Genomic DNA, 18143 nt, shown 5'->3' on the forward strand with positions numbered 1-18143 from the left:
CGCGCTCGCGTGAGAACGGACATGGCGCCAGCCTCGGGGCCTCCCACGGGAGGAAGGCCCCCTGGCCATGCGCTTCGCGGGTGGGACCGCGCGAAGAAGAGCGGCCTCAGGCTTCCGAGAGGGCCCCCGCCAGGATGGCGGTGCCTTCGCGCAGCTCGTCCACGGAGGTGGTGAGGGGCGGCAGCAGCTTGATGACCGTGTCGTCGCGGCCACACAGCTCCAGGATGAGCCCGCGCTGGAAGCAGCGCTGCTGGACGCGCTGGCCGCGCTCATGGCCGCCGTGGCCGTTCAGGTCGATGCCGTACGCCATGCCGAGTCCGCGCACCTCCAGCCCCGGGGCCGCCTGGCGCGTGAGCTCTCCCAGCAACTGGGACTTCGCCGTCAGGCCGTGCGTGAAGTCCTCCTGCGTCCAGTAGTCGAGCGCCGCGGTGGCCGCGACGAAGGCCACCTGGTTGCCGCGGAAGGTGCCCGTGTGCTCGCCCGGCCGCCACTGATCCAGCGCGGGTTTCATGAGCAACAGGGACATGGGGAAGCCGTAGCCGCCAATGGACTTGGACAGCGTCACCAGGTCCGGGACGATGCCCGCGCGCTCGAAGGAGAAGAACTGCCCGGAGCGGCCGCAGCCCGCCTGGATGTCGTCGACGATGAGCAGGATGCCGTGCTTCTCCGTCAGCTTGCGCAGGCCGCGCAGCCACTCGGCGCTGGCCACGTAGATGCCACCGTCCATCTGCGCGCTCTCGACGATGACGGCGGCGGGCACGTCCACGCCCGAGCAGTTGTCCTCCAGCATCCGCTCCATGAAGGCCAGCGAGTCGAAGGCGCCCTTGGGCCCCTCCGGGTAGGGGATGAAGGTGGTGTGGCCCAGCGGAACGCCCGCGGCCGCGCGCACGCCCCGGCTGGACGTCACCGCGCTGCTGCCCAGCGTCATGCCGTGGTACGCGCCGGTGAAGGCGAAGAGGCCGGTGCGCTTCGTCACCTTGCGCGCCAGCTTGAGCGCGGCCTCCACCGCGTTGGTGCCCGTGGGGCCGCAGAACTGGACCTTGTGCTCCAGTGCGCGCGGGGCGAGCACCGTCTTCTCGAAGTGCGTCAGGAAGTCGCGCTTGGCCGCCGTGTACGCGTCCAGCGCGTGCACGATGCCGTCGGACTCCAGGTATTCCATCACCTTGCGCTTGATGGGCTCCGGGTTGTGGCCGTAGTTGAGCGCGCCCGCGCCCGCGAAGAAGTCCAGGTAGCGCTTGCCCTGCGTGTCGAAGAGGGTGGAGCCCTTGGCGCGGGTGAAGACCGCCGGGAAGGAATGGCAGTACAGGCGGACGTTGGACTCACGCTGTTCGAACACCGTCGTGGCGGCGTCGGTGGAGGCGGCGGGCTGGGGGCTCATGGCAGGGCTCGGGCGGTGGGGACGGAAGAAGGGGAAGGCGCTCCGGCGGACAGCGCGGCCGGACGTGATGGGTGAAGGAAGTCCTCGATGACGTCGGCCGCGGGCCGCTCCCGCTCGGCCGCTTCGAAGCGGGCACGGAACCGGCGGAGGCTCTCGCGGTAGCGGGGGACGGTGACGACCTCGTCCAGGAGGGACAGCAGGGTCTCCGCGGTGACGCTCGCGGGAGAAGCGCGCACGCCCAGGCCATGGCGCACCACGCGGGCGGAGATGCCGGGCTGGTCGTACTGGATGGGGAGGACCACCATCGGCACTTCCAGGCTGATGCACTCCTTCACGCTGTTGAAGCCGCCGTGGGTGATCATCGCGGTGGCCCGCCGCAAGAGCGACACGACGGGCGCGCGCCGCACGGCGATGACGTTGGGAGCGCTGGCGTCGAAGGCGGCCGGATCCAGCTTGCGGCCCACGCCCAGCACGAACTGCCAGTCGGGCCTGCGGGCCGCCGCGTCGCGCACGGCGCGGAACAGGCGCGCGTCCAGGTCCGTCACGTAGGGCAGGGTCCCCAGGTACGCGAGCACGAGCGGCCGGCCGTCGCGCAGCCGCTCCCAGGGGAAGTCCGGCTCCTGGCGCTCCAGGTCCACGGAAGGGCCCGCGTAGAGGTACTCGCCGCGAGGCTTTCCCCGCGCGGGCGTCAGCTCCGCGAACTCGCGCGGGCAGAGCACCAGCTCCGGCCCCCATGGCTTGATCGTGATGCCGTCGAAGTCCAGCCGCTCGCGGGGAAAGCCATGGTGCCGGGCCAGCCGCAGCAGGTGGGTGACCGAACGGGAGCGGAACCAGCGCCCCAGCCGGTGGCGGTACGTCGCGCGCCACCACGCGAGCCGCAGGCGGACGCGGGAGACGGCTCCTTCGTCAGGCACCAGCGGCGACGTCAGCGGGGGCTGTCCCGCCTCCTGCCGCAGCGGCAGCGTCGTATTCAGGAGCAGGCACGGCACGCCGGCCCCGTACGCGGCCAGCGGCGGTTCCGGCAGCAGCACGTCACACAGCAGCAGGTCCGGGCGCAGCAGGGCGAATGGCTTGTCGAAGGCGCCCGCCAGCACGGCCGCGTGGTAGCGATCTTCGTGGCGCTGAACCTCCCGCAGGAAGCGCAGCAGCTTCAGTCCACGCAGCTCGCTGGCGCGGGCCAGCATCTCCGCCTGGAACCCCTTGGGACAGAGCTCCTCCAGGACGGGAAGGAACTCGAAGCCTTCGGGCTCGACCAGCGTCTCCAGGTCCGGAATGCCGCAATAGACGACCCGGTGCCCCCTCGACCGCAGGGTCCTGGCAATCCCGAACGTCGGATTGACATGCCCATGGTCATCCAGCGGTGAGAGTACGAAGGTCGCCATTCCTCCGGGGGATTTACCGCCAGTGAACTGTTTCGGGTCAAGGATTTTTGGTCAAACCTGAGAAACAAGTCGGCTGCGATTCTCGGTGTTTGAGAAGGGCTGTAGCCTGAAATGTCACAAGCCCGGGGCCCGCAGGGTCAGCACCCCGCGTGAGAAGAGTTCCTGAAACATGTCTGTCTTCTCTGGCGGAAGCCTGGCCGCGGCCTCCCCGGCACGGCACCCCGTCAGCTCCCGCATGAGCTGGAGCGCGTCGGGCTCCAGGGCGGTGGGCTCGAAGTCGGAGACGACCTGCCCCTCCTCGTCCATGCAGCGCACGAGCGGGCCGGGCGCGACCTCCAGGGCCTCGAAGGGAATGGGGTCGGCGGCGGGGCCCTCCAGCCGCAGGAGGCACGTCTCCACGGAGCGGGCGAAGGCGGCGCGGGTGAAGGTCCGCTGGATGTGCTCGCGGCCGCGGAGGCAGGCCGCGGCCTGCCTTTCGGGGGCATCCAGGTCCGCGAAGATGCGCGAGGCCACCTCCGCGTACGCGCCCACATCCCCCCAGGCCATGCCCGGCGTCTCGTGGACGTGGATGCCGTGGTCCGGGGGCAGGGCGAACCGGTTGTTCCCGCTGCCATTGGTGTAGACGGGGCAGCCGTTGAACACGGATTCGAGCACGTAGAAGCCGAAGGGCTCCGGGAAGCCGTTGTAGGCCAGGCCGAAGCGGGCAGCGCGGAACACCTGGAACAGGGCCGGCTGGCTGAGCTTCTCCACCGGGACGAGCACGTCCTCCAGGGTGAGCCCGAGCGCGTCCAGGCCCATCCGCGCGGCCTCGGCGCTCCCGTCGCCCCGGGCGAACGCGTGGCGCACGAGCGCGAAGTCCTCCGCCTCGATGACGAGCCGGAAGCGGCGCCGCTGGCCATGTTCCTGCGCCAGCGCATTGAGGTTGAGCATGATGGCGGTGACGGCGCCCCAGTCCGGCTTGCCGGGTTGGACGGCATGGCCGATGACGTCCCCGGACTCCAAGGCCTCGCGAAGATGCGGCGGAAGCTCCGCGCCCTTCAGCTCGGGGTGGCCCCGGGCTTCATCGACACAGGGCAGGGGAGGCGTGAGGAGGGACACGGTCTGGAACGCCCGGGGGTGCAGGCACTGGCGCCGGCGCCAGTCCGGCAGCGCGAGCAGGGACGTCAGCGCGCGCTCCATATAAGGAGAGAGCACCCAGTGTCCGTCGATGACCGGGGACTCGAGCCACGTGGACGGCGCGCCCATCAGCCCGTGGAACAGCACCAGCGTCTTGCGAGCCTGTTCGCGGGTCGGCAGCCGCATGGCGAGCGCGCGGTCGCAGTAGACGGCGAGGTCGGCCTTCGCGGCCGCCCGCATGCGCCGGAGCCTGTCCGCGGTGGCCAGGGGCGTGACGATGTCGCCCGCGACGGGGTGTTGCCCGAAGTGCGCCTCGGGGGTGTAGCCCAACCGGGCCAGCTCCTCCGCCAGCAGGGCGTTGATGTAGCCCGAGGCGTTCGCGTACGGCGCCGCCTCCATGAGCAGGGTCGCGCGACGGGTCATGGGATGGCTCGCTTGGGCTGAGGGGTGGCGCGGGATTCGAAGGGCTGAAGGAGCTGCTCGATGGTCCGGGCTCCGAGCCCGGAGTCGTCGGCGGCCAGGAAGTCCCGCTGGAGGGCCTGGACGCGGGAGCGGTAGGCGTCGTCGCCCAGCACCGCATCGAGCTGGGCGCTCAGGGACTGCACCGAGGCTTGGCGGATGTCGCCACGCAGTCCCAGTCCGTGATGCACGACGCGGGCGGCGTTGCCCGGCTGATCGAACACGAGCGGATGGACAATCATCGGGACGCCCAGGCAGATGCATTCCTTGACGCTGTTGAGGCCGCCATGGGTGATCATCACCGAGGCGCGTTTCAGGGCGGAGAGCTGGGGCACCCGCTCCACCACGGTGACGTTGGGGGGCAGGGGGCCGAAGCCCTCCGAGCCCACCTGTCCGCCCACCGCCATGAGCAGCCGCCATTGGGGCCGGCGCGCGACGGTGTCGATGACGGCCTGGAAGAAGGGGCGGTGCGCGCGGACGCGGTCGCCATGGCTGCCCAGCGAACACAGGATGAGGGGCTCCGTCCCGGAGGCGATCTCCGGAGGGAGGGGCGCTTCGGTGCGCTCGCGGTCGACGCAGGGCCCCAGGTAGTGGATGCCGCCGGACGCCCGGGGGAAGTCGAACCCGGGGGTGCACGTCACCAGGGTCGGCACCTTCAGATGCGGGCCAATCTGCAGGTGGGCGTGGAAGTCGCCGGGGCTCGCGTCGGGGTGGCGGCGGTAGAACTCGCGCACCGGGGCGCGCATCCGTTCCCCGCCGGGCATGAACGTGTGCAGGTAGAGCCACTCCCAGGCGGCGCGGATGCGGAGCCGCGAGCGCAGGCTGCCCGTGGGAATGTGGTGGGACGTCAGCGGAGGCACGGCCGCGTCGCGATGGAGCGCCAGGTTGGTGCAGAGCTGGAACGCGGGGATGCCCACCTTGTGGGCCGCGAGCGCCGGAAGCGTGAACGTGGCATCCACGAGCAGCAGGTCGGCCCCGCTGTCACGCAACCGTGACTCGAAGGCGGAGCCGAAGAGGATCTCCCGGTTGCGCTCACCGCGTCTGCGGATGAACTCCCGCGTCAGCTCCCGGTGGGCGGCGGAGGTGAGGTCCGGGTCGGCCAGCCGCGAGTGCAGCTCCGCCTGATATCCCCGGGGAAGCACGTCCTCGAGGATGGGCGTGAAGGGCCACGGCTGGCGGCGCAGGTAGGCCTCGCCGTCCGGGGGCGCCATGTAACCAATCTCATGCCCGCGCGACGCAAGCTGCCTGGCCAGGCCGAACGTTGCGTGGATGTGTCCCGCCTCCGGAAGCGGAAGAAAGACGATTTTCGCCATGGCCTGGAACGTTATCAGACAGGCAGAATAGGAAGCCCCGCAAGATGAGGAATATGGATCCAATGAGGCCCCGAGTCTCCGTGGTCATTCCTGCCTTCAATGTGGAGCGCTATCTGGGGGCCGCCCTGGACTCGGCGTTGGGGCAGACGGTGGAGGACGTGGAGGTCGTCGTGGTGGACGACGGCTCGACGGACGGCACGGTGGCGGTGGCCAGGGGCCATGGCGACGCCCGGGTGCGGGTCTTCGAGAACGCGCGCAACCAGGGGCCTTCCTGGAGCCGGAACGTGGCCATCGAGCAGGCGAGGGGGGAGTGGATCGCCATCCTCGACGCGGATGACTGGTGGAAGGAGGACCGGCTGGAGCGGCTGTTGGCATTGGCGGAGGAGCGCCGCGCCGACATCGTCTGTGATGACCTGCTCCTGGTCCCGGAGGGCACGCATGAGCCGGAGTCCACGTTGTTCACGGTACACGCCGCGCGGTTGGGACGGATGGACGGTCCGTTCGAGGTCTCGGCGCTGAAGATGGTGATGGATGACTATGGCATCCTGAAGCCTCTCTTCCGGCGTGAGTTCCTGGTGACAAGTGGCGTGCGTTACAACCCCGCGTCCCGGGCGGGTGAGGACTTCGAGATGCTGCTCCGCTGCCTGCTGGCCTCCGGCAGGATGGTGGTGTCACACGAGGCCATGTATTTCTACAGGGCTCGAAGGGACTCGCTCATCGCCAGCCCCGTGTACTGTCTTTCGCGAATCCTTGAAATGACAGACGCGCTCATCCGTGAAGTGGATGCGAAGACGCACGCGGAGATTGTCGAAGCGCTGGAAGGCTACCGGCGGCGCAAGCGGGACGAACTGGGGGATGCGAGCTTCCGTGAGCCCTTGCACGCCGGACGCTGGGGGGAGTGTCTGTCGCTCGCGGTGAGGAACCCCGCGATGCTGGTACGCTACGCGGCGGTCCTGGGGGAGCGGTTCCTGCCAGTGGGGCTCGTGCTCGCCATGCCTGAACTGGGCAGTGGAGTGTGGCGGTAGGGCACGGGAATCGAACTCGCCAGGGACCGCTCTCGCGGCCCCCCACCGGTTTTGAAGCCCCGCCCCCCCGATCCGCGAGGTGTCCGGAGGGATTGAGGGTCGGCAGGAGGCGTGTGGGGGCCGACGGCGTGCCTGCTGGAACGTCACGCCCGGGAGCGAGATCGTGCGCGGTCAGCCCGTCCCCACAGCTTGATCGTGAACGGCCCCGTGCTGCGGCTGCCGTAGTGATTCTTTCGGCCCACCACCGGCCCGCGCAGGGCCTCTCGGTGGCGTTGTTGTCCAGGGGCACGAGGGCCTCGTCCAAAAAGCGCGTCAGCCCTGGCCAGAGGCTTCCCAGGTAGCCCAGGGCCTTGCCCAGCGCGGACTCGGGCAGCGCGCGCGCACCTCGAGGGCCCACGCGTGCAGGCGGGACACCAGCGTTGCTTCGCCACCGCCGCGTAGACGGCGTAGCCGTCCGTTACGAGGACGCCCGAGAAGTCCTTCAGGAGTTGCCTGGCGGCCTCGGCGCCGCGGGTGTCCGCCACGCGGTAGACGACGGCGTGCGCGCTGGCCAGGGCCCACAGGTGCCACTTTGGCTGCCCCGGGCTCCCCAGAGGTGGCCAGCGCGTCTCGTCCGCGCCACGGGAGGGGCGCTCGGGCACGGCGGCGGCAGGCGGCTGCTCAGCTCGCCACGGCCACCTGGGGGCGCCGGACGGGGGCGATGGATGGGAGGGCCGGCTCCCAGACCGGGAGGATGCTCCCCATCTTGTGGAGCTTCGCCTCGCAGTAGGACAGGTTGTCCTCGTACGGCTTGTTCGCCATGAACGGCATCTGCGCCCCGCGGTACTTCACGCGCATGCGCGTGCTGGGGGCGCCGTCCAGCCGGAGCATCTCCCACGCGAGCTGCGCGTACTTCTCCGGGATGTGCACGACCAGGGCATCCTTCTCCTTCGACACCACCGTCACGTGCTTCAGCAACCCCTCGCCGTTGGTGACGGGCGTGTTGCTGTACACGTGCGGGCGGTTGAGCAGGTCCAGGTCGAACAGGAACTCCAGCGGGTCGGTGTTCATCATGCCCAGCGACTGCATGAACCCGGCGAGCAACTGGTCGAACTCCCTGCGGAACTCGTGCAGGGTGACGTGGAAGATGCCGCCGTTGGCGCTGAACTTCGACTGGCTGCTCCCGTCGATGATGCTGCTGATGTACTGCGTGTAGGGGTGGTCGGGGAACCGCTTGCAGTACTCGGAGAACGAGGAGATCAGGTCCTTGAAGGCCAGCAGCCCCTGCTTGTCGAGGTACTTCCCGACGAACTGGAGCGCGCGCAGGCTGTACAGGCTCGTGAGGTGGTACCCGAACCGAACGCCCTCCTTGTACTCCTCGCGGGTGACGTCCCTCGTCGCGACGACGACCTGGGCCTCGCTGTTCGGGTCCTCGTCGTTCGACACCTCCAGGTTGAACTCCTCGCGCTGGCTGTTCATCGGGACGTTGTTGATGAGCAGCAGGTGGTGGATGAGGATCGCGTCGGCCTCATAGCTGCAGAGCTTCCCGATGCCTTCCTTGAACGTCTCCAGCGTCTCGCCGGGCAGCGGCCAGATCATCTCCACGAACGAGGAGAGCTTGCTGCGCCGCAGCTCCTCCTGGAGGTTCAGGTAGGCGCTCTCCTTGATGTTGCCGCGCTTCACGCTCTTCAGCGTGTTCGCGTCCATCGTCTGGAGCGAGACGGGCTGGGTGGAGATCAAGCCCTCCTGGCTCAGGATGCGCGTGATCTGCGTCACGCGGTCCGGGGAGTTCTTCGCCGCGCTCAACCACACCGTGAGCGGGTAGCCGTACTTCCGCTTGCACTCGGCGATGTGCTGGGCGATCTCGATGTCCCGCGTCAGCATCCCGAAGTTCGCGTCGGTGATGAAGATGTAGAACGCCCGGCGCTGGCTGAGCCAGGTGATCTCCGCCTTCACCCGGTCCATGTCCGTCTTGAAGACGCGCGAGTTGGTCGCCGCCCCCCAGAAGCAATAGGTGCACTGGTAGGGACAACCCCGGTTCGTCTCGATGGGCGCCCAGACGTACTTCTCGCTGTCGAAGTAGCCCTCCAGGTACGGAGACGGGATCGCGTTCAGGTCCTGGATGCGCTCCTGGGGCGCGCTCGTGATGAGCTCTCCGTTCCGGTAGAAGGTCAGCCCCTTGACCTTGCCCAGGTCGGGCTGCTCGGAGCAGAGCTCCGCCAGGTAGTTCGCGAAGGTGTACTCGCCTTCACCGTTGCAGAGCACCACCCGCTCGTTGCCCGGGTCCAGGTACTTCGCCCCGTGGTTCATCACCTGCGGGCCGCCCAGGATGACGTGCGCATGGGGCTTTCGGGCGGTGAGGGTGGGGAGCCACCGCTTCACGAACCCCATGTTCCACACATAGCAGGAGATCGCGTAGACGTCGGCGTCAATGGCGTTGAGCCGGTCCTCGAACCGATTGTCGTTGATGCAGATGGAGTGGATCTCGAAGCTGCACGAATCCTTGATGGCGGCGTTCTGCTCGGCCACGCCACGCATGTAGCCAGAGGCCAACGGATACACGCCCGCGAAGACCGTCAATTCAATGAAAGCGACCCGTCGGTTGACCATGGCACCCATCTTGCGCGTTGGTTGTGGTGGTACAGCGTCAACGTGACGGCAGACAGGCTGGCTGACAGCTCCCCCCGGCTGCCTCCCAGACTCACTGGGGGAGCAGCTTGAAGCGGCGGAGCGCTTCGCGCGTCGGCGCGTGCGCCAGGACGTCGCACTGCATCAGGACATAGACGAGGTACCCGGAGAGCGGATACCGCGCCCGGAAGTCCTCCAGCGCCGGCTCCACGTACGTCTCGGAGAGGATCCGCTCGATGTGCTCCGCCGGAAGCCCGAGCTGCTCCAGCACCACGCGCTCGTAGCCCGCCAGCGCCTTCGGGTCGAGGTACTCGCGGATGAACCCGGGCAGCACCTGGCCGATGGCGAGCCGTGCGCTCTCGTCCATCTCACTCCACACCAGCTTGAGCACGTTCATGAAGAGGACCGCGTGGCGGCCCTCGTCGCGGACGTGGTCCTCCATCACCAGGTGCAGCACCTCGTTGAAGGTCTTCTCGGCCGTCAGGTTCAGCAGATCCTTGGTGAGCGTGTTCTCACCCAGGCAGACGGCGATGATCTCCCAGAGCCCGTGCAGCGACTCGGGCAGCCGCTGCTTGCCGAAAGCCATCGACCTGGACAGGTCCGTCTCCGTGCCCATGGGCAGCGGCTTGACCCCCGTGCGCTGCTCGATCTGCCGCATGAAGTCGCGCGCCACGTAGGCGTGGTAGGCCTCGTCGATGATGATGGTGAGCGCGTCGTGGCGGATGTCGTCAGGGAAGGCGATGGGCGTGTGCCCGTTGGAGATCTTCATCGCCACCTCGTTGACGGTCTCCGTCTCGAAGATGGCGATATCCCCCATGAACTTGTAGGCGGAGTGGATGAAGAACAGCCGCAGCTTGTCGGGCGGAAGGTTCTTCATCAGCGGGTGGGTGAGCAGCGCCGCCTTGGCCGGGGGATACAGATGGCCCACCACGTCGCCCTCTGGCAGCACACGCCGCGGCTTGCTGCGCGTGGCGGCGAGCGAATTCCAAACCAGCTCCCTGGTCTTGTAATCCCTCGGAGAAATCGCGCTCGGCCGCTCAGCCATCAACAGGGTCCTCCCCAGGTCCCAGCCACGCCGCTATAGCCTATCTCAAACAGTACAATATTGTAAATCAGGCAAAACAGTCCTTCGCGGAGCCCCCGACCTCGCGAAGCACACGGCCGCTCAGCGTTTGACCCCATGCACCAGATATCCCTGGGGCACGCCAGGGGTGCCGCGCGGCGCCACGGGGAAGGGCCAGCGTCCCAACTGCTTGCCAACGGCCGCGGTGGTGTAGACGTGGGGCGCCCAGCCAATCGGCTGCAGGAGGGCCTCCGGCTCGTCGGTGCCGAACTGGCGGGCGAGGTTGTGCATCAGCTTGACGCGCGAGGAGTCCAGGATGGAGCGGCCCACCACGTCGATCAGGGCGACGCTCTCCGGGGCGCTCAAGGCGTTGACCCGGGCCATGAGCAGCGCGACCTGCTCCTCGGTGAGGTAGACGAGCAATCCCTCGATGAGCCACAGCGTGGGCGCCTCGGGATTGAAGCCGCTCTTCTTCAGCGCCGCGGGCCAGTCCTCCGCCAGATCCACCGCCACGGCGTGCCGCTGGCACTTCGGCGTGATGCCTGAGAGCTTGGCCTCCTTGTCCTCGAGCACGGCGCCATGGTCGAGCTCGAAGAGCCGCGTGTCTCCCGGCCAGGCCAGCCGGTAGGCGCGGGCATCCATTCCCGCGGCGAGGATGACGATCTGCCGGATGCCGCGTCCCAACCCCAGGTTGATCTGGTCATCCAGCCAGCGCGTGCGCACCTCGATGGCGGGCGGCATCGCATTCTCACCGACGTTGCGCCGCTTCAATTCCTCGACCAGTGAGTCACCGGCAAGACGGCGGGCGAAGGGATCCCGGAACAGCGGATTGGGGCGCTCGGTCTCGAGCGCGCGCATTCCTGCCACCCACAGTGCCGTTTCGCCAATTTCTTGCATTGCGCTCGTGGATAACACTCGCCGTGAAGCCAATCAAGGGTGCGGCCCGTGAAGTCCCACGACAAAATTGCAACGCCTAGCGGGCATTCCCTTCGCGCAGCGCGAACGCCGCCCGCTGCGGATCCTCACACACCGCGATGCGATCGCCGTTCGGCAGCTCCATGGGTCCCACCACGGTCCCTCCCGCCTTGCGGACGACCTCCAGCGCGGGGGCGAGCGCGGCGACGCGGAAGTGGAACAGCCAGTGGGAGTGCACCCCCGTGAGCCCCGCCACGTCCACGACCGAGCCGGTGCTCCCCGCGTCAGGGCGGCAGACGAACTCCTGGTGGACGCCCAGGCCGCCGAGGTCGCGGCGGTCCGCGAGCCGCCATCCGAACAGGTCGCAATAGGTGGTGGCCGCCTGTTGCGCGTTCGCCGCGTAGAGCTGCTGCCAGGCGACCTCCGGCTGCGGCGCCCGCTCCGGGACGGGCGCGGTCGCCACGCCGATGATGGCCCCGCCCGGATCCCGCAGGATGGCGACCCGTCCGCCGCCCGGCGCCGGGTGGGTCGGACCCAACTGGACCGCCCCGCGCTCCGTGAACGCGCGCACCGCTTGATCCACGTCCTCGACGCCGACGTAGCCCAGCCAGTGGGCGGGGGCGCCGCGGGCCGCCGCCTGCTCGGGGAGCGGCACGATGTCCGCGTTGGCCGCGCCCTCGCCGAGCAGCGCCGTGTAGAAATCGCGTGCCGCGGGAACGTTGGTGGTGCGCAACTGGAGCCGGAAGAACTGCTTCATTCCACTTCACCTCTCAACCGCTGGGGATGGACGTCAGAGCGGACTGATCTGCCGGTGCGAAGGTCGGATGTCCATTGCAAAGTCATGATGGACACCTCATACGGCGAGTCTGCCTGCGTCATCGGATTCAGACAGACGCGCGGACGTCAAATCCGCGTGACGATTTGGAGCAGGGCCGCCGGCGGGTCTTGACTGACCGTATGAACTGTATATTGACCTTTCGTCGCCAATCATGGTCAAGTACAGGATAGATCCGCCTAAAAGGTAATCGTGGATCAGGTGGGGGAGGGACGACGATGAGCATCCATGGGGACGAAGCCGACTACGTCGTCTTGATCAACGGCGAGGAGCAGTACTCGCTCTGGTCCGCGCACCGCGACATCCCCGGAGGCTGGAAGCAGGTGGGTCCCAGGGGCAGCAAGGAAGCGTGTCAGGCCTATCTCAAGGAGGTCTGGACGGACATGCGGCCGAAATCGCTGCGAGATGCCCTGGCGCGTAACGACCGCTGACCGCGAGTCCCCACCATGAGCACGAGCACCGCGGGCGCGAAGCCGTCCTATCTGGCAGGCATTGAGACGGTGATGGTCGAACCCGAGCTGGAGGAGGTTCGCTACCTCACGGTGGGGTGCGGCGACGGACGCCAGTCCACCCTCTATGAGTTTGGCCAGAAGGACGCGGAGCCGGTCGTCCTCCTGCCGCCCTATGGGATGACCTTCCTGACGGTGGCGCGGCTCGCGCGGCTCCTCGCGCGGCGCTTCCGTGTCTTGATCTGGGAGTCACGGGCGTGCCCGGACCCGGCCACGCCGGTGCGCGACACGGACTTCGAACTCGCCGACCAGTCGCGGCACTTCTCCGAGGTCCTCGCGCAGGCGGGCATTGAATCCTTCCACTTCGTCGGCTGGTGTCAGGCCGCGCAGTTGGCCGTCCATGCCACCGCCCATGGGCTCATCAAGCCGCGGACCCTGTCGTGGATCGCGCCGGCGGGGCTGGGGTACTCGCTGGTCAAGTCCGAGTTCGATCGCTGCGCGCTGCCCATCTACCTGGAGATTGCAAGGCATGGCGTGGCGCACGCCGGGAAGCTCGGCAAAATCCTGAACAAATACAACGGGGTCCCCGCGACGCCGAAGAACGCGGCGGAGAAGCTGACCATGGTCCACCTCTCCGACCCGGAGATGACGCACGTCTTCTCCAGGTACATGAAGGCGTACGACGACCACCGGCGCATCGCCGGGGAGTTCGTCTCGCCCGCGCTCGAGGCGGTTCCGACGCTCTCCATCCACTGCCGGGACGACACCTACAGCCACTTCTCGGAGTCGGTCCAGCTCGCGAAGCGGCACCCGTCCCTCGAGCTCCGCCTGCTCGGACAGGGCGGCCACCTGCAGGTCTTCAACGAACCCGCCACGCTGGCGGAGCACGTTCTTGGCTTCATGGACGCCAGGGCGTCACAGCGCGCCCTCTCCCCGGCGATGGGCGGGTAGGAGACACCATGCCACTGCCCAACAACATCGGCCTCGACGAGCAGTCGCTGCTCGCACGGCAGATCGCCTCCTACCAGACGAAGTTCTACAAGTGGTGGCGCGAGCGGGGACCCACCGAGTTCCTCGATCGCCAGATGCGCATCCGCCGGCCCACCGGGTCGGTCAACGGCGTGGACTGGGCCGAGTACAGCGCCATGCGTCCCGACGAGTATCGCTGGGGCATCTTCATGGTGCCCACGGGGCAGGACGCGATCGCCTTCGGTGACCACCAGGGCAAGAAGGTGTGGGAGGAGGTCCCCGGCGAGTACCGCACGCTGCTGCTGCAGCACATCTGCGTGCAGGCGGACGTGGAGAACGCCGCCGTGGAGCAGAGCCGGACGCTGACGCAGACGGCGCCGAGCGACCCGGACCTGGAGAACGTCTTCCAGTTCTTCCTCGAGGAGGGGCGCCACACCTGGTCCATGGTCCACCTCCTGCTGGCCCACTTCGGCGAGGACGGGGTCGTGGAAGCCGAAGCGCTGCTGGAGCGGATGAGCGGCGATCCCAAGAACCCCCGCCTGCTGGAGGCGTTCAACTACCCGACCGAGGACTGGCTGTCCCACTTCATGTGGTGCTTCCTGGCCGACCGCGTAGGCAAGTACCAGATCCAGGCCGTGACCGAGTCCTCGTTCGCCCCGCTGGCCCGGGCGGCGAGGTTCATGATGTTCGAGGAGCCCCTCCACATCTCCTTCGGCGCCGTGGGCCTGGACCGCGTGCTGGCCAGGACCGCCGAGGTCACCCTTCGCGAGGGAACGCTGGAGACGTTCCCCGCGGGGGCGATCCCCCTCCCCGTCTTCCAGAAGTACCTCAACTACTGGGCGCCCAAGGTCTACGACCTCTTCGGCAATGACGACTCCGAACGCTCCCACGAGCTGTTCCGGGCGGGGCTCCGGCGGCCGAGGAACTTCGCGGGGGGCGAATCGCAGATCGTCCCCATCGACGCCCGGGTGGGCGACCGGGTGGCCACCACGGAGGTCGCCGGAGAGTGGGCGACCAACGCCATCATGCGGCGGCAGTTCGTCGCCGAGGTCCAGACGCAGGTCGACCGCTGGAATGCCAGCCTGAGAGCGCTGGGCATCGACTTCCAACTGCACCTGCCCCACGAGCGCTTCAACAGGGCCTACGGCCCGTGCGCCGGTCTGCCCTTCGACATCGATGGGAAGCTCCTGCCTCGCGGCTCGGCGTCGAAGGTCTCGGAGCACTTCCCGACGTCTCGCGAGCTCGCGAACGTCCGCTCGCTGATGCAGCGGGAGCTGACGCCCGGCCAGTTCTCCTCGTGGATCTCCCCGTCGGCGACGCGGCTGAGCTCGCGGGTCCAGGGCCGGGGCGCGGACTGAGCCGGAGCAGGGTGACTGTTGTGGGTTCACGCAGCCGACGCCTGGGGAGAGGCCTCATCACATGCGTTGCCTCATCATTGACAACTACGATTCGTTCACCTGGAACCTGGCGGACTACGTTGCGCAGACGTTCGGGAGCGAGCCGCTGGTCGTCCGCAACGACCAGTACACCTGGGCGCAGCTCAAGGCCCTGGGCTCCTTCGGGTGCATCGTGGTTTCACCGGGCCCGGGCTCGGTGACCCGGCCGGAGGACTTCAATGTCTCCCGGGACGCGCTGGAGCAGGATGCGTTCCCGGTGCTCGGCGTCTGCCTGGGGCATCAGGGGCTGGCCTACGTCTACGGGGGAGAAATCACGCACGCCCCGGTCCCCTTCCACGGCAGGACGACCCCCGTCCACCATGACGGCACGGGCGTGTTCAAGGGCCTGCCGCCGAGCTTCTCCGCGGTGCGCTACCACTCGCTGGTGGTCCGTCCGGAGTCGCTCCCCGCGAGCCTGCGCGTCACCGCCCGGACGGAGTGTGGCCTCATCATGGGGCTGCGCCATGTGAGCCGCCCGAAGTGGGGCGTGCAGTTCCATCCCGAATCGATCCTGACCGCGCACGGGATGCAGCTCATCTCCAACTTCCGTGACGAGGCGTACCGCCACGCGGGGAAGGACGTCCCGGCCCGCCGTCCCCAGGTCTCCGCCGGCACCGGCGACGCCAGGCGCGCGCAGGACGGCAAGCGGGAGCTCCAGACCTTCACCCGGCGGCTGGCGACCTCGCTCGAAGCCGAGACGCTCTTCCTGGGGCTGTACGCCGGCCAGGAGCACTGCTTCTGGTTGGACAGCCAGGCCGTGAGGGAAGGCATGTCGCGCTTCTCCTTCATGGGCAGCGTGCCGGAGAGGGCCCTGCTGACGTACAGCATCTGCGAGGCGCCGGTGGACCGCGGCGCCGAGCGGCACCTGGCGGAGCTGGAGCGGACGCTGGAGAGCCGCACCGTGGTGCCCCCCGTGGAGGGACTGCCGTTCGAGTTCCTGGGCGGCCACATCGGCTTCATGACCTACGAGATGAAGGCCGCGTTCGGGGCCGCGACGACGCACAAGAACACCATCCCCGACTCCCTGTGGATGCACGTGGAGCGCTTCCTGGCGTTCGACCACGTGACGCGGGAGGTGTGGCTGGTCGCCGTCGCGGAGCCCGAGTCGCGCGAGAGCGTCCAGGGCTGGATGGACGAGACCGCGGAGGCCGTGAGGTCGCTGGGGCCGGGCGTCCGTCCGCCCCAGGCCCTGGGGCGCAAGTCCATCTCGGTCGCGATGGACCGCGGCCGCGAGGACTATTTCGCCGCCATCGCGCGCTGCAAGGAGAAGATCGTCGACGGGGAGTCCTACGAGGTCTGCCTCACGAACGGCTTCTCGTTCGACCTGAAGCTCGACCCCGTGGAGCTGTACCTGGCGATGCGCCGGGGCAACCCCGCGCCGTTCGGCGCCTTCATCAAGACGGGGCGGACGTGCGTCCTCAGCACCTCGCCGGAGCGCTTCCTGAAGGTGGACGAGGACGGGCGCGTCCAGACGAAGCCCATCAAGGGGACCTGCGCGCGCTCCGAGGACCCCGCGACCGACCGCGCGAACGCCGCCCACCTGGCCGCGTCGGAGAAGGACCGCGCGGAGAACCTGATGATCGTGGACCTGATGCGCAACGACCTGGGGCGGGTGTCCGTGCCGGGCAGCGTGCATGTGTCCAAGCTGATGGACATCGAGAGCTTCAAGACGGTCCACCAGATGGTCAGCACCGTCGAGTCGACGTTGACGCCCGAGTGCAGCCTCGTCGACCTGCTGCGCGCGGTCTTCCCGGGAGGCTCCATCACCGGGGCTCCGAAGATCCGCACCATGGAGATCATCGACCGGCTGGAGAAGAGCCCCCGTGGCATCTACTGCGGCTCGATCGGGTACCTCGGGTACAACCGGGTCGCGGACCTGAACATCGCCATCCGCACGCTGTCCTATGACGGCACCACCGTGCGGTTCGGCGCGGGCGGTGCCATCACCTACCTGTCACAGTCAGAGGGGGAGTTTCAGGAGATCCTGCTCAAGGCGGAGTCCATCCTGCGGCCCATCTGGCAGTACATCAGCGAGCCCGGCGTCTCCTTCGAACCCCAGTTGCACGACCGGCTCCTGCGCCTGGAGGAGCAGCCGCGAAGGGTCCTCCGTGGCCAGGGGACCGCGGTCGCTTCCTGATCCGTAGCCAAGACCCCGGACTGCCAGATGAACGCCCAGAATCCAGCCCCCGCGTTTTCTTTCGATCTCTTCTACACGACGGTCAACGCGTACTACCGGACCGCCGCGGTCAAGGCCGCCATCGAGCTCGGCGTGTTCGACGTCGTCGGTGAGAAGGGAAAGACCCTGGCGGAGATCGCGAAGGCCTGCAACGCGTCGCCGCGTGGCATCCGCATCCTCTGCCGGTTCCTCGTGTCCATCGGCTTCCTCAAGAACGCCGGTGAGCTCTTCTTCCTCACGCGGGAGATGGGCCTCTTCCTGGACAAGAAGTCGCCCGGCTATCTGGGCGGCAGCATCGACTTCCTGCTGTCTCCGTACATCATGGATGGCTTCAAGGACCTGGCGTCCGTGGTGCGGACGGGGGAGCTGACCCTCCCGGAGCAGGGGGTGGTGGCGCCGGACCATCCGCAGTGGGTGAAGTTCGCGCGCGCGATGGCGCCGATGATGGCCCTGCCGTCGTACCTCCTCGCGGAGCTGGCGGACCGCCAGGCCCACCAGCCGCTCAAGGTGCTGGACGTCGCCGCCGGCCACGGCCTCTTCGGCCTGGCCATCGCGCAGCGCAATCCCAAGGCGCACGTGACGTTCCTCGACTGGGAGAACGTGCTCCAGGTCGCGCGGGAGAACGCGGCGAAGGCCGGGGTGCTCGACCGGGTGGAGTTCCGCCCCGGGAATGCCTTCACCGTGGACTTCGGCGAGGGATTGGACGTCATCCTCCTCACGAACTTCCTGCACCACTTCGACGAGGCGGGCTGTGAGGCGATCCTCCGGAAGGCCCACGCCGCGCTGAAGGAGGGCGGCCGGGTGCTGACGTTCGAGTTCATCGCGAACGAGGACCGGACGTCGCCGCCGCTCGCCTCCACGTTCAGCATGATGATGCTCGGCACCACGCCGGGAGGTGAGGCGTATGCCTATTCCGACCTGGAGCGGATGTTCAAGAACACGGGCTACGGCCAGGTCGAGCTGAGGGCAATCCCTCCCGCGATGGAGAAGGTCGTCGTCTCGACGAAGGGCAAGGCGTAG

14 protein-coding genes and 2 pseudogenes are annotated in these 18143 nt (G+C 68.2%); 6 read left to right on the forward strand and 10 right to left on the reverse strand.

The window, feature by feature from the left end; all coding sequences use genetic code 11:
• Window positions 1–106: 106 nt before the first annotated feature.
• The 4 genes from ectB to K8612_RS37215 form a co-directional block, all read right to left on the reverse strand.
• The gene (gene ectB, locus K8612_RS37200; protein ID WP_223765710.1) at window positions 107–1378 is read right to left on the reverse strand and encodes a diaminobutyrate--2-oxoglutarate transaminase; all 1272 of its coding nucleotides are present in this window, start codon (window positions 1376–1378) and stop codon (window positions 107–109) included.
• On the reverse strand, window positions 1375–2760 hold the full coding sequence (locus tag K8612_RS37205; protein ID WP_223765711.1) for a nucleotide disphospho-sugar-binding domain-containing protein: 1386 nt from the start codon (window positions 2758–2760) through the stop codon (window positions 1375–1377). The genes ectB and K8612_RS37205 overlap by 4 nt, the downstream gene beginning before the upstream one ends.
• Before the next feature lie 114 nt (window positions 2761–2874).
• Complete coding sequence (locus K8612_RS37210) at window positions 2875–4299, reverse strand: glycosyltransferase (protein WP_223765712.1); 1425 nt, start codon at window positions 4297–4299, stop codon at window positions 2875–2877.
• Window positions 4296–5546: a glycosyltransferase gene (locus K8612_RS37215; protein WP_223765713.1), complete on the reverse strand. Its 1251-nt coding sequence runs from the start codon at window positions 5544–5546 to the stop codon at window positions 4296–4298. The genes K8612_RS37210 and K8612_RS37215 overlap by 4 nt, the downstream gene beginning before the upstream one ends.
• 164 nt (window positions 5547–5710) lie before the next feature.
• Between K8612_RS37215 and K8612_RS37220 the strand changes: the two genes are divergently transcribed.
• A complete protein-coding gene (locus tag K8612_RS37220; RefSeq protein WP_223744758.1) occupies window positions 5711–6673 on the forward strand; it encodes a glycosyltransferase family 2 protein in 963 nt (320 codons plus the stop codon).
• A gap of 271 nt (window positions 6674–6944) precedes the next feature.
• Here the strand turns inward: K8612_RS37220 and K8612_RS37225 are convergent.
• The 6 genes and pseudogenes from K8612_RS37225 to K8612_RS37250 all read right to left on the reverse strand — a co-directional run.
• Window positions 6945–7070: pseudogene (locus K8612_RS37225) on the reverse strand (transposase); the annotation flags it as partial.
• A 31-nt stretch (window positions 7071–7101) separates the two neighbouring features.
• Window positions 7102–7314 (reverse strand): annotated as a pseudogene (locus tag K8612_RS39690) (transposase); the annotation flags it as partial.
• A gap of 19 nt (window positions 7315–7333) precedes the next feature.
• Window positions 7334–9262: a B12-binding domain-containing radical SAM protein gene (locus K8612_RS37235; protein WP_223765714.1), complete on the reverse strand. Its 1929-nt coding sequence runs from the start codon at window positions 9260–9262 to the stop codon at window positions 7334–7336.
• 91 nt (window positions 9263–9353) lie between these two features.
• A complete protein-coding gene (locus K8612_RS37240) occupies window positions 9354–10211 on the reverse strand; it encodes a diiron oxygenase (RefSeq protein WP_223765715.1) in 858 nt (285 codons plus the stop codon).
• A gap of 234 nt (window positions 10212–10445) precedes the next feature.
• Complete coding sequence (locus K8612_RS37245) at window positions 10446–11240, reverse strand: SAM-dependent methyltransferase (protein ID WP_223765716.1); 795 nt, start codon at window positions 11238–11240, stop codon at window positions 10446–10448.
• A gap of 76 nt (window positions 11241–11316) precedes the next feature.
• Window positions 11317–12015: a VOC family protein gene (locus K8612_RS37250; protein ID WP_223744753.1), complete on the reverse strand. Its 699-nt coding sequence runs from the start codon at window positions 12013–12015 to the stop codon at window positions 11317–11319.
• A 296-nt stretch (window positions 12016–12311) separates the two neighbouring features.
• On the opposite strand from K8612_RS37250, the gene K8612_RS37255 reads away from it, so the two are divergent.
• From K8612_RS37255 to K8612_RS37280, 5 genes are all read left to right on the forward strand, one after another.
• Window positions 12312–12524, forward strand: a complete 213-nt coding sequence (locus tag K8612_RS37255; protein WP_223744752.1) for an MbtH family NRPS accessory protein — start codon at window positions 12312–12314, stop codon at window positions 12522–12524.
• A gap of 15 nt (window positions 12525–12539) precedes the next feature.
• Window positions 12540–13493 carry an alpha/beta fold hydrolase gene (locus K8612_RS37260; protein WP_223765717.1) on the forward strand — a complete coding sequence of 318 codons (954 nt, stop codon included), beginning with the start codon at window positions 12540–12542 and terminating at the stop codon, window positions 13491–13493.
• An 8-nt stretch (window positions 13494–13501) separates the two neighbouring features.
• Window positions 13502–14869, forward strand: a complete 1368-nt coding sequence (locus K8612_RS37265; protein ID WP_223765718.1) for a Phenylacetic acid catabolic protein — start codon at window positions 13502–13504, stop codon at window positions 14867–14869.
• Between the two features lie 61 nt (window positions 14870–14930).
• Window positions 14931–17084 carry an aminodeoxychorismate synthase component I gene (gene pabB / locus K8612_RS37275; protein WP_306799793.1) on the forward strand — a complete coding sequence of 718 codons (2154 nt, stop codon included), beginning with the start codon at window positions 14931–14933 and terminating at the stop codon, window positions 17082–17084.
• Between the two features lie 27 nt (window positions 17085–17111).
• Window positions 17112–18143: a class I SAM-dependent methyltransferase gene (locus tag K8612_RS37280; RefSeq protein WP_223744749.1), complete on the forward strand. Its 1032-nt coding sequence runs from the start codon at window positions 17112–17114 to the stop codon at window positions 18141–18143.

Origin of the sequence: Corallococcus sp. AS-1-6 (assembly GCF_020037015.1) — a bacterium.
Classification (GTDB): domain Bacteria; phylum Myxococcota; class Myxococcia; order Myxococcales; family Myxococcaceae; genus Corallococcus.